8 protein-coding genes are annotated in these 12,412 nt (G+C 67.5%); 6 read left to right on the plus strand and 2 right to left on the minus strand.

Features of this window, described 5'->3' with window-relative positions; translation table 11 throughout:
* Nucleotides 1-70: 70 nt before the first annotated feature.
* The gene (locus J5J86_RS06350; protein ID WP_209104022.1) at nucleotides 71-2,437 is read right to left on the minus strand and encodes a putative bifunctional diguanylate cyclase/phosphodiesterase; all 2,367 of its coding nucleotides are present in this window, start codon (nucleotides 2,435-2,437) and stop codon (nucleotides 71-73) included.
* Between the two features lie 516 nt (nucleotides 2,438-2,953).
* On the opposite strand from J5J86_RS06350, the gene bioB reads away from it, so the two are divergent.
* The 6 genes from bioB to J5J86_RS06380 all read left to right on the plus strand — a co-directional run bounded on the left by bioB (nucleotide 2,954) and on the right by J5J86_RS06380 (nucleotide 10,670).
* Complete coding sequence (gene bioB / locus J5J86_RS06355; RefSeq protein WP_446698680.1) at nucleotides 2,954-3,922, plus strand: biotin synthase BioB; 969 nt, start codon at nucleotides 2,954-2,956, stop codon at nucleotides 3,920-3,922.
* Complete coding sequence (locus tag J5J86_RS06360) at nucleotides 3,919-5,064, plus strand: 8-amino-7-oxononanoate synthase (protein ID WP_209104024.1); 1,146 nt, start codon at nucleotides 3,919-3,921, stop codon at nucleotides 5,062-5,064. The genes bioB and J5J86_RS06360 overlap by 4 nt, the downstream gene beginning before the upstream one ends.
* A 21-nt stretch (nucleotides 5,065-5,085) precedes the next feature.
* On the plus strand, nucleotides 5,086-5,709 hold the full coding sequence (bioD, locus tag J5J86_RS06365; RefSeq protein WP_209104025.1) for a dethiobiotin synthase: 624 nt from the start codon (nucleotides 5,086-5,088) through the stop codon (nucleotides 5,707-5,709).
* Nucleotides 5,710-5,711: 2 nt separating this feature from the next.
* Nucleotides 5,712-6,977, plus strand: coding sequence for an adenosylmethionine--8-amino-7-oxononanoate transaminase (locus tag J5J86_RS06370; RefSeq protein WP_209105271.1), 1,266 nt, complete (start codon nucleotides 5,712-5,714; stop codon nucleotides 6,975-6,977).
* Nucleotides 6,974-7,966 carry a beta-ketoacyl-ACP synthase III gene (locus J5J86_RS06375; protein ID WP_209104026.1) on the plus strand — a complete coding sequence of 331 codons (993 nt, stop codon included), beginning with the start codon at nucleotides 6,974-6,976 and terminating at the stop codon, nucleotides 7,964-7,966. Before J5J86_RS06370 ends, J5J86_RS06375 begins: the two co-directional genes overlap by 4 nt.
* A gap of 157 nt (nucleotides 7,967-8,123) precedes the next feature.
* Complete coding sequence (locus J5J86_RS06380; RefSeq protein ID WP_209104027.1) at nucleotides 8,124-10,670, plus strand: AsmA-like C-terminal region-containing protein; 2,547 nt, start codon at nucleotides 8,124-8,126, stop codon at nucleotides 10,668-10,670.
* Between the two features lie 72 nt (nucleotides 10,671-10,742).
* Here the strand turns inward: J5J86_RS06380 and J5J86_RS06385 are convergent, their stop codons facing one another.
* Nucleotides 10,743-12,011, minus strand: a complete 1,269-nt coding sequence (locus J5J86_RS06385; RefSeq protein ID WP_209104028.1) for a dicarboxylate/amino acid:cation symporter — start codon at nucleotides 12,009-12,011, stop codon at nucleotides 10,743-10,745.
* Nucleotides 12,012-12,412: the final 401 nt, after the last annotated feature.

The following is a 12,412-nucleotide window of genomic DNA, read 5'->3' on the forward strand; positions in this document are numbered from 1 at the left end:
CGGACGCGGCGCGCTCCTGACCGATGGATGGCACCTCATGGATGGCAGCTCAGCGGCCATGAGGACTGTCTCAGTCGGCCGGACCGCCATCCGGCACCGAATGCTGCGCGCCATAGTCGGCGAGCCAGTGTAGCAAATCGGGCATGGCCAGCGCGCGGGTATAGAGATAGCCCTGCGCCACGTCGCAGCCGATGGTGCGCAGGAGCGCTTCCTGTGCCTCGGTCTCCACCCCCTCCGCGGTGACTTCCAGCGCCAATTCGCGGCCCAGCCGTACGATCGCCTCGGCGATGCGCGCCTCGCTGGTGTTCGGCCGCAGCCCCTCCAGGAAGGACCGGTCGATCTTCACCCCGGTCACGGGCAGCCGACGCAGATAAGCAAGGCTCGAATGGCCGGTGCCAAAATCATCCACCGACACGGCGACGCCCAGAGCGCGGATGCGGCGCAGCGCATCGATGGCGCGCGAGGTGTCCGCCATGATGGTGGATTCGGTCAATTCCACCTCCAGGTCCTCGGCGCTCGCCCCGCTCACTGCCAGAATGTCGCGGATGCGCTCCGGCAGCGAACCGTCGGAGAATTGATGCGCCGAGACGTTCACCGAAAGGCGGCCGCTGATCAGCCCCTTGGCCCGCAGGTCCACGATGTCCCGGCACACCCGGTGCAAGGCGAAATCGCCCAGCGCGTGGATGAGGTGGGACGTCTCCGCCACCGGAATGAAGAAATCGGGCATGGCCAGATGCCCGTCGGGCATGCGCCAGCGCATCAGGCCCTCGAAGCCGCGCACCTGGCGGGTCTTTAGATCGATCTTAGGCTGATAGTGGATTTCCAGCTCATCCTGCGCCACCGCCCGATGCAGCGCGGTCTCGATCTCCATGAGATGACCGGCGCGGCGCGACAGGGAAGGAATGAAGAAGCGGAACGTGCCGCCGCCGGCCGACTTGGCTAGCGAGAGCGCCAGGTCGGAGCGCAAAGAGAGGGTGGCCGCATCCCCTCCATCCGCCGGAAAGCAGGCGATGCCGAGGCTTGCCCCAAGGCGCAGGTCGCGGCCCTCCACGGGGAAAGGCCGGGCCATGTCCAGCACGATGCGGGAGCCGAGCCGGGACAGTTCGTCGTGGTCGGCGAGCCCAGGCAGGATGATGGAGAATTCATCGCCTCCGGTCCGAGCCAGCGTGCCGCTGCCCTCCGTGAGGGCGCTCAGGCGCTGGCTGACCTCCTGCAACACCAGGTCACCCGCCTTATGGCCGAACGCCGCATTGATGGGCGCGAAGCGGTCGAGGTCGACAGTGATCACCGCCAGGGCGAGGCCGTCGCGCTTGGCATCCTCGATGGCCGTTTCGAGACGCAGGCCGAAATGGCGCCGGCTGGGCAGACCGGTGATCGGATCGAAGGCCCCTTCGTCGCGCCCCACCCGCTCTTCCCGGCCCGACAGGTCCTCGATCATGGACCAGATATAGGGCTGGCCCTGATCAGGGGTGACGAGCACGCCGTTGAGCCGCACCGGAATGCGGCGGCCGCCGGCATGGATGAATTCCTTCACATAGGGGCCGTAGCACTGGTCGGTGTCGATGGCCTCCAGCTGATTGGCCTCGCTTGCTGCATAGGTGGTCGGCGTCAGATCCCAGTAGCTCAGCTTCAGAAGGTCTTCGCGGGAATAGCCGGTCATGGCCTGGAACGTGCGGTTCACATCCAGGAACGTGCCGTCGAGGGCGTTGCGCGCCATCCCGATGGGCGCATGGTCGAACATGGCCTGCAGCATGCCCTCATTGCGCACCACGGAGAGCTGGTGGATCGGCCAGGCTGCGATGTCGGTCCTCAGCCCCATGGCCCGCGCCGGCCGCCCTTTTTCGCGAAGGGTCACGCGGCCCCGGACCACCACCCAGGTCCAGCCTCCATCGGAGAGGGCACGGCGGAACTCAACCCGGCAGCGCCCGTCGCGCATCAACTGGCCCAGCATCTCGGGCATGACACGGCCGGCATCGTCCGGATGGATAAGCGCGCGCCAGGAATCCAGCGTGTAGAGTGGGCAGCTGGCGGTGCCGCCTGTGACCTCGGTCGCCCCGGTGAGGTCCAGTTCCCAGGGGTGGTCGCGCGTGGCGTCGAGCACCTTGCGCAGCCGCTCCGCCTGCGCGTGCCGGCGCCGCTGCCAGGCGGTGACGCAGGTCACATCCTCCGCCAGCCCACGCCACACGACGGCTCGGCCATCGGCGGCAGACGGGCGGGCGCGAATGAGAAGGCTGCGCGTGCCCCGTTCGGGGTGACGCATCACATAGACGCCCTGCCATAAGGACAAGCCCGCCGCATGGCGCCGCTCGTCGGCCTGCACGTCCTTCAGGCTCTGGCGGGGAAAGCGGGAAAACAGCACGCCCGGCGCGCGATACACATCGTCGGGCCGCACGCCGAAGAGGTCCTCGACGGCCCCGCCGACGCGGGAAAATGCCACGCCGTCCTCGCTGACGGTGCATGCGAATGGCACGACCCCCAGGGCAAGATATTCAGGACTGCTCGGCAGCCCCTCTTCCAATCCCACGTCCGGACCGGCCCCGTCCTCGTCCATCCGTCCCCGGCCTTCCTGTAGACTGGCGATCGGACCCCGGGAACAACGCCCCAAACGCCCCTTATTATCGCACCATGGCAATTACGATGCGGGGGCTGCGGGCGCAGGTCAAGCGCCCAGCGTGCTTGGTTGTATATTTTTTTATATACACTCCAGCAGGTTAGTGCCTTTATGGGCCATGTTGAATCGGGGTTGAAGCAGCGGGAATCCAGGCTCTGCCGGGGTACGATGCGCGCACTGCAGCAAAGACCAGCGAGAAGGTGAGCCGGCGCTCCCCACCCCCTTTGCGACGCTTTCGGCTTGGTTGGCGTCGCATTCGGGTATAGTTGCTCCAGGCAAAGTCAGACGCAGGATGGCGAGATGTCAGTGGCGACCGCGGCTCCGCAGGAAACCCGCACCGAGATGACCAACCGCTGGAGCCGGGACGAGGCACGCCGCCTCTATGACCTGCCGCTCAATGACCTGCTGTTTGAAGCCCAGAGCGTCCACCGGCGGCATTTCGATCCCAACAAGGTGCAGATGAGCCGCCTGCTCTCCATCAAGACCGGCGGCTGCCCCGAGGATTGCGGCTATTGCAGCCAGTCCGCCCACGCCCCCACTGGGCTGAAGGCCTCCAAGCTCATGGAAGTGGAGCGCGTGATCGCCGAGGCCCGCAAGGCCAAGGAAGGCGGCGCCACCCGCTATTGCATGGGCGCCGCCTGGCGCTCGCCCAAGGAGCGGGATATGGACATGGTGGTGGCCATGGTGGAGGGCGTCAAAGCCCTCGGCATGGAAACCTGCATGACGCTGGGCATGCTCACCCCGGACCAGGCGGGCCGCCTCTCCGTGGCCGGGCTCGATTATTACAACCACAACCTCGACACGTCCGAGCGCTATTACAGCGAGATCATCACCACCCGCACCTTCGCCGACCGCCTGGAGACCCTCTCCAATGTGCGTGACGCCGGCATCAAGGTGTGCGCGGGCGGCATCCTGGGCATGGGCGAGACCGGCGACGACCGCATCGACATGCTCCTGACGCTCGCCAACATGGACGTGCCGCCGGAAAGCGTGCCCATCAACATGCTCATCCCCATTCCCGGCTCGCGCCTCGCCAATGCCAAGCCGGTGGACCCGTTCGAGTTCGTGCGCACCATCGCGCTCGCCCGCATCCTCATGCCCACCTCCCATGTGCGCCTGTCCGCCGGCCGCACCGAGATGAGCGACGAATTGCAGGCCATGTGCTTCTTTGCTGGCGCGAATTCCATCTTCGTGGGCGATTGCCTGCTGACCGCCGACAATCCCGGCGAGGACCACGACGCCGCCCTGTTCCGCCGTCTGGGCATCACGGGCGAGGATCTGGCGGCGCCGGAGGCGGAAACCCGCCAATGAACGGAGCGCGGCTCGCGCGGTTCGAGACCACCCTCGCCGGCCTGAGGGGTCGCGCTCGGGGCCGATCGCTCCAGGGGCGCGAGGGATACGACTTCGCCTCCAACGACTATATCGGCCTTGCCGGGTCGCCCCGCCTCGCCGGCGCGGTTCAGGCGGCTCTGGCGCGTGGCGTTCCGGTGGGCGCGGCGGGATCGCGCCTCCTGCGCGGCAATCATCCCGAGCACGAGGCGCTGGAGGCCGAGGCCGCCGCCTTTTTCGGCGCCCCGGCCTGCCTGTTCTTCGGCAGCGGCTTCGACGCCAATCTCGCCCTCTTCTCCACCTTGCCCCGGCGCGAGGACCTCGTTGTCCATGACGCGCTGATCCATGCCAGCGTTCATTCCGGCATGGCGGCGGGCAAGGCGAAGGTGGTCTCCGCCGCGCACAATGACGCCCAATCCTTCGAGGACGCCATCCGCGCCTGGCGCGCCGAGGGTGGGCGGGGCACGCCCTGGCTTGCCGTGGAAAGCATCTATTCCATGGATGGCGATGCCGCCCCGCTCGCCGATCTCGTGGCCGTGGCGGAGCGCCATGACGGCTTCCTGGTGGTGGACGAGGCCCACGCCACCGGCGTGTTCGGTGCACAGGGGCGAGGCCTCGGCGCCGCCTTCGAGGGGCGCGAATGCCTCGTCAGCCTGCACACCTGCGGCAAGGGGCTGGGCGTGTCCGGCGCGCTGGTGAGCGCGCACTCGAGCCTCATTTCCTTCCTGATCAACCGGGCCCGCCCCTTCATCTATGCCACGGCGCCCTCGCCGCTGATGGCCGCAACGGTGCGCGAGGCGCTGCGCATGTGCGCCGAAGAGCCCGAGCGGCGGGACCGTCTGTCGGCCCTCGTGCGGCACGCGGAATCCCGGCTGGCTTCCCGCCTCGGCGTGCCGGCCAGCGGATCGCAGATCATTCCCGTAATGATCGGCTCCAACGCCCGGGCCATGGAGGTGGCGCGGCGGGTGCAGGCGGCGGGCTTCGATTGCCGCGCCATCCGCCCGCCCACGGTGCCCGAGGGCACGGCGCGCCTGCGCATCTCGCTCACCCTGAACGTGGATGTGGCGACCGTGGACGGCCTGGTGGACGCCATCGCGTTCGCGCTTCAAGACGTGGCCGCCTGAGCGCGCGTCCGGGGAACCAGAATGCCCGCCTTCATCGTCACCGGCACCGATACCGGCATCGGCAAGACCATCTTCAGCGCTGCCCTGACAGGGGCCTTGGGGGCGCGCTATTGGAAGCTTGTGCAATCGGGCCTTGAGGAAGAGACGGACAGCGCCACGGTCGCCCGTCTCGGCCGTGTGCCGGCGGAGCGTATCCTGCACGAGGCCTATCGGCTGAAGCTCCCCGCCTCGCCCCACCTCTCCGCAGAGGCGGAAGGCGTCACCATCGATCCCGATGCCCTGGTGCCGCCGGAGTGGGATGGCCCGCTGGTCATCGAGGGCGCCGGCGGGCTGCTGGTGCCGCTTACCCGCGCACTGCTGACCATTGATGTGTTCGCGCGCTGGGGCCTTCCGGTCATCTTGTGCGCGCGCGCCACGCTCGGCACCATCAACCACACCCTCTTGTCCATCGAGGCCCTGCGGCGGCGAAACATGCCCATCCACGGCGTCGCCCTTATCGGTCCGGACATGCCGGACAATGCCCGTGTCATCGCGGAGTTTTCGGGCGTAAAGATCCTGGGCCGGCTGCCGGTGCTCGATCCGCTGGACCCGGAGCGGCTCGCCGCCGCCTTTGCCGCCCATTTCGACCTGCGGGACTTTGCCTGATGCTGTCGTCCTCCCCCGTCTGGCACCCCTTCACCCAGCACGCCACGGAGCCGGCGCCGCCGCGCATCGTGCGCACGCAGGGCGCCTATCTGGAGAGCGAGGACGGGCGGCGCATCCTGGACTGCATCTCGTCCTGGTGGGTCATCACCCACGGCCACCGCCATCCCACCATCATGGCGGCGCTCCGGGAAGCGAGCGAGAGCCTCGACCAGATCATCTTCGCCGGCTTCACCCACGAACCTGCTGAAGCCCTGGCGCGCGAACTGGTGAAGCTCGCCCCAGCCGGCCTCGATCACGTCTTCTTTTCCGATTCGGGCTCCACCTGCGTGGAAGTGGCGCTGAAGATGGCGCTCGGCACCTTCCGCAATCGCGGCGAGCGGCGGACCCGCATCGTGGTGATGGAGGACAGCTATCACGGCGACACCATCGGCACCATGAGCGTAGGCGCGCGGGGCGTGTTCAACGCCGCCTATGAGCCCATCCTGTTCGACGTGGACCGCATCCCCTTTCCCGTCGCCGGCCGGGAGCAGGAGACGCTGGACGCTTTCGAGGCCCTGGCCCGCACCAGAGAGACCGCCGCGCTCATCCTGGAGCCGCTGGTGCTGGGCTCGGGCGGCATGCGCATGTACCCGCCCTCCGTGCTGCGGGACCTGCACGCGATCGCCGAGGCCACCGGCACACTCTTCATCCTGGACGAGGTGATGACCGGCTGGGGCCGCACGGGCACCCTCTTCGCCTGCCAGCAGGCGGCCGTGCGGCCGGACATATTGTGCACCTCCAAGGGCCTGACCGGGGGCGCGATCCCACTCGCTGCCACCCTCGCAACACAAGAGATTTTCGACGCCCATTACTCAACCGACCGCCGGCACACCTTCTTCCACTCCTCCTCTTATACCGCCAACCCGATTGCCTGCGCCGCCGGGCTCGCCAATGTCCGGGTCTGGCAGAACGAGCCGGTGGCGGAGCGCATCGCCCATCTCGCCCGCATGCAGGAGCAGCGGCTGTTCCGGCTGGGGCAGGACCCGCATTTCTCGTCGCCGCGCCAGTGCGGCACCATCGCCGCCATCGACCTCAACGTGCCCGATGGCGGCTATCTGGCCGAGGCCGGGCCGCGCCTGCGCGCCTTCTTCCTGGAACGCGACCTCCTGGTGCGCCCGCTGGGCAACGTGCTTTATGTGATGCTCCCCTATTGCGTCACCGCCGCTGAACTCGACCGGGTCTATGACGCCATGGCCGAGGCCGGCGCGCGCTTCGGTGTGGCGGCGTGACCAAAGGCACCACCCTTCTCGGCTTCGGCCATGCGGTCCCCGACCGCCGCGTGCCCAATGAAGAGATCGAGGCCCGCCTCGGCCTCGGGCCGGGCTGGATCGCACGGCGCACGGGCATATTGGAGCGGCGTTGGGCGGCCCCGGAGGACACCCTCTCCGACCTCGCAGCCGCGGCGGGGCGGATGGCGCTCACCGAGGCGGAGGGCCAAGGCCTCGCTCCCAAGAGCATCGGCCTCACTCTGCTGGCCACATCGACGCCCGACCACCTCCTGCCCCCCTCCGCCCCCCTGGTGGCGCACAAGCTGGGGCTTTCCGGCTGCGGCGCGGTGGACCTCGCGGGCGCCTGCGGCGGCTTTCTCTATGCCCTGGTCATGGCCGAGGCCTTCACCCGCACCTCGGGCACGCCCGCTTTGGTGATCGCGGCCAATCTCCTGAGCCGGCGAATCAATCCGGCCGAGCGGGCAAGCTGTGTCCTGTTCGCCGATGCGGCCGGCGCGGTGGTGGTGGCGCCGAGCCCGCGCGCGGAGGCGGGTGTGCTCTCCGCCCACTTGGCGTCGGATGGGGCGGGGTACGGGCTGATCCAGGTTCCCGCGGGCGGATCGAGTCGCCCCTTTGCGCCCGGCGTGCCTGTGGAAGACACCCGCATGACCATCACGGACGGGCAGGCGGTGTTCGTGGAGGCGGTGCGCCTCATGAGCGACAGCGCCCGCCATGCGCTGGTGCGCGCCGGTCTCGAAGCGCAGCAGATCCACCATTTCGTCCCCCACCAGGCCAATGCCCGGCTCATGAATGCGGTGGCTCACGCCCTCGGCATTCCCGGCTCCAAGGTTCTCAGTTCCGTGGCGCAGTTCGGCAATTCCTCCGCCGCCACCATCCCGCTGACCCTGTCGCTGGCACATCGCAACCGGCCTTTCCGGCTGGGCGAGACGCTTTTGATGAGCGCAGCGGGCGCAGGATTGACCGGAGGCGCCTGCGTGCTGCGCCTGTGAGGCGCGCGTCCGCCGGCTTTACAGCCTGCCGCCCGGGGTGCATTCCTCGTCTTGGCTTGACGAAGCGACATGGGGCGGAACCGCGCGTGCCGGGCCGCCGATATGGGAGGGGAGTGGACCCCTCTGGGAAAGCCGGCATCCGGCGGGGAATGGCGTAATGGTCCGATGGGCGTTGCGGGCGGTTCTGGCCCTTGGCGTACTGGCCGGGCTCCTGGCCGGCGCTTTCCTCCTGCTGGCGCGCTTGCCGGCGGCTGATCCGCTGCGACGCAGCCTGGTGGAGCGCGGGCTGACGCAGATCTGGGGTCAGCCGATCACGGTGAAAGGCGAAGTCTCCATCACGTTCCGGCCCCGGCTTGCGGTCCATGCGCGACAGGTGGTCTCTGCGGCAGAGGGCGAAGAAGCGGAAATCGGCGAGCTTGTTCTGGCGCTCGCGCCCTATGCCGAGTTGCGGCCGGACAGCCCCTTCTTCGGCTTCGCGCTGGCCGATGCCCGGTTCAACATCCTCATCCACCAACGCCTCAATCCTGCCCCCGGCTCGATCCTCGCCTCCCCGGTTCGCCTGCTCCAGCACCTGCCGCATCTCAAGCTCGATCGGGTGAGCGTGGACTTCAACGACCCCGAGCGCGGCTGGCGCTTCCTGCTGGACGTGGATCGGCTGCGCACCTTCCCGGAGGACGGCCGCGAAAAGGGGGTGGCCAAGGGCAAGCTGAACGGCCGCCCGCTGGATTTGAGCTTCGTGTTTGATCGGGAAAAGGAGCAGCCGGAATTTGCGACCGGCGACGAGCGCCCCTATGGCGCGAAGATCCTGTTCGGATCGGAAGGGCTGAGCGGCAGCCTTGTTGTGCGCGCGCCTGATCTCGAATTCGAGAACCACATGGTTGCGTCCCTCACCGCGCGCACCACCAATCTGGACGACCTCCTGGCGCTGGCGCGCATCGCCCCCATTGGCGGCGGATCGGGATACATGTCGGCAGAGCTGGGGATCGAGAGCCATGCTTTGTCGGTGCCGCGCCTGAAGGTAGACTTCACCCTTCCGGAGGGCGCCCGCGTCACCCTCGACGGCAAGGTGGACGATGCCCTGCGCGGCAAGGGCATCGCCCTGAACGCCGTGGCCGACATCGACCCCGACGCCCCGCCTGCCGTCTCCATCCGCGACATCGCCGTGACCCGCCTGTCCGGCCATTTCCTCAACGGCCCGCGCGGCCTGATGCTGAACAACATCCACATCGGCACCAATGCCTTCGCCGAGAGCCTGCGCGAGATCGGCCCCATCCAGGTGGCGCGGGTGGAACGCGGCCCCGATGGCGAAGTGGCGCTGCGCGGCATCTCCGTGGTGGCGGGGCCGGAGAACAAGCCCATCTTCCGACTCACCGGCAGCATCGGCGACGTGCTGGATTTTTCCCAGGTGGAGCTGGCCGGCAGCATCGACATCGCGGTGTCCGACGTCCTGCTTCTGCCGGGGGGATCCGCGGGCGACCTGGGACGCTTCGTGGGCAATATCGCCGTCTCCGACGCGGACGGCACGCTGGGCATCAACGCCTTCACGGCGGAGCTGCAGGATACGGACCTCATCACGGCAAAGCTGGCACTCACCCTCGACGATTTGCCGCGCACCAAGGGGCCGCAGCCCACGCAGTTCAACGCTGATATCAATGTGCCCCATTGGCAACACTTCGTCCGCGCCCTTGGCGTCTCCAGCGACTTCGACGGCCCGGCGCGCTTCTCCGGCGACATCACCGGCACGGTGGACAGCCTCAAGGCAGACGGGAAGGTGGAGCTCGGCCGCACCCGCATCGACGGCACCCTGACCTCGGAAGCGCGCGGAGATCGCAGCTTTGTCTCCGGGCAGATCCATTCGCCCATGCTCTATGTCGACGAACTGCGAGAGGTGTTCCGCCGAAACGATGACAGCCCGCCGATTCCGCGCATTGCCATTGTCGGCGCCAGCGCACCCGACGGCGGAAGCCAGCTGGACATCCTCGCCTCCACCGACGCCGACGTGAAGGTGAGCGCCGACCGTCTCGACGGGTCAGGAGAGGGGGCGAGCGGCATCGAGGCGCGGATCAAGCTCGAGCACGGCGTGCTGCGGGGCGATCCGGTGCGGGTGCGCTATGGCGGCGGGACAATCGAGGCCATCGTCACCAATGAAGGAGAAGCGGTGCTGCGGGCAAAGGGCGGCGGCCAGGGCTGGCCCCTCGCCTCGTTCATGCGTGGCAGCAAGGGCGGCGTTTCCGCCTCCGGCACGGTGCGCCTCGACTTCGACGTGACGGCGCGCCTGGGCGTCGATACCGACCTGCTGCGGACATTGGGGGGCACCGCCACCGCACGCGTGCGCAACGGACGCCTGGGCACCGGCATGCTGGACCTTGCGGGCCTCGGCGTGCTGGGGGGCCTGTTCAATGCCAATGTGATGAAGGGCGAGAGCCCGCTGCGATGCGTGAAGGTGCCGCTGGCTTTCACCAATGGCGTCGGCCGCACCGATCCTGTGATCGTGATCGAGACCGATGCGGTTCAGGCGCTGGGGCGCGGCACCATCAATCTCGTCCGCAATACGGTGGACCTCTACATGGTTCCCCGCCCCCTGCGAGCTCCAAACGGCCCCGCCGGCTACAGCTTCACCGTGAAGGGCAATCTGAGCAGCCCCGCCATCGGCATGGCGAGCGGCGGAGGCGCGGGCCTGAAGGGCAATTATCGCTGCGATTAAGCCCGGTCGGCGACGAACCGCCGCCGGCCGGAAACCGGTGCCCCCGCACCCGCAATGCGGGGCCCTCCACCGTCAGGAGGCGATGGCGAGTTCCTCGTCCGCGTCATCCTTGCCCACATCCACATTCTCGCCTTCCCATTTGGCGACCACGGTGGTGGCAAGGCCATTGCCGATGACGTTGGTGGCGGAGCGGCCCATGTCCAGGAACTGGTCGACGCCCAGGATCAGCAGCAGGCCGGCTGACGGCAGCTTGAACATCTCCAGCGTCGCGGCCACCACCACGAGGGAGCCACGCGGGACGGCGCCCATGCCCTTGGATGTGACCATGAGGGCAAGCAGCATGACGATCTGCTGGCTCCAGCTCAATTCGATGCCATAGGCCTGGGCGATGAAGAGCACGGCGAAGGTGCAATACATCATGGAGCCGTCCAGGTTGAACGAATAGCCGAGCGGCAGCACGAAGCTGACGATCTTCTCGCTCACCGGCACCCGTTCCAGCTGGCGCATCATGGAAGGATAGGCCGCCTCGCTGGAGGCGGTGGTGAAGGCGACGATGAACGGCGCCCGCAGCAGCGACACCACCCGCACCGCCGTCTTGCCGAGGAACAGGAAGCCGGCCCCGAACATCACGCACCACAGGATGGCAAGGCTCAGATAGAAGGAGGCCATGTACTTGCCATAGGTGAGCAGGATGCCTGGCCCGTGCTCCGTCACGATGGAGGCGATGGCCGCGAACACCGCGAGCGGCGCCAGCGACATCACATAGCCCGTGATCTTCAGGATCACGTGCGAGGCCTCCTCGATCAGCGCCACCAGCACGCGCGCCTTGTGCCCCACGGAGGCCGCCGCCACGCCGAAGAAGATGGAGAAGATGACGATCTGAAGCACCTCGTTATTGGCCAGTGCCCCCACCGCGCTGCTAGGCACGGCATGCTTGATGAACTCATCGAGCGAGAAGGATCCCGCATGGATGCCGGAGGCCGCGTCCACCGGCGGCAGCGGCATGTTGAGGTCCTTGCCGGGAGCCAGGAGGTTCACCATCACCATGCCGATGAAGAGCGAGACCAGAGATGCGGTGATGAACCACAGCATGGCTTTGCCGCCCACGCGGCCGATGGTCTTCATGTCGCCCATATGCGCCACGCCCGCCACCAATGAGGTGAACACCAGCGGCCCGATGATCATCTTCACGAGGCGCAGGAAGATCTCGGTGATGAGCGAGATGTGATTGGCGATATTCTCGGCGACCTTGGGCTCCGGCCAGAGAAGGTGGTTCGCGTATCCGACGATCACGCCCAGGATGAGGGCGATAACGATATACAAGGTCAGCTTGTGCTTCACTCTGTCCCCCGTCCGCTCTATTTGCTTGAAAACTCACGCCTTTATGCTTGTGCGACCCACCTCGCCGCGGGTCGCCCCAGGAGAGAGGGAGGACAATCCTTGCAAAAGGGGGCGCAAGCCCACCCGTGGATGCGGTGGGCTTCTCCGAACGCCGGGCGCCCGCGCAAGCTGCGGCGGAACAATGAGTTTTCGAACAGCCTCCCGTTGGCAGCACCCTCGCACTTTGGCCGAAATGTGTCGAGGGTCTGTTCCAGGCATGGCAAGAGCCAAGCTGAGGACCTTGCAGGCAGGTACCCACAGACACAGGGAACCGCCGCAGCGGCTCGCATTGCCCATGGATCTGGTGTCCGTTCATCGAGAAATCAGAGGCTTAGCCTTACACTCCCTTAACGACGCCATGC

Origin of the sequence: Aquabacter sp. L1I39, assembly GCF_017742835.1 — a bacterium.
GTDB lineage: Bacteria > Pseudomonadota > Alphaproteobacteria > Rhizobiales > Xanthobacteraceae > L1I39.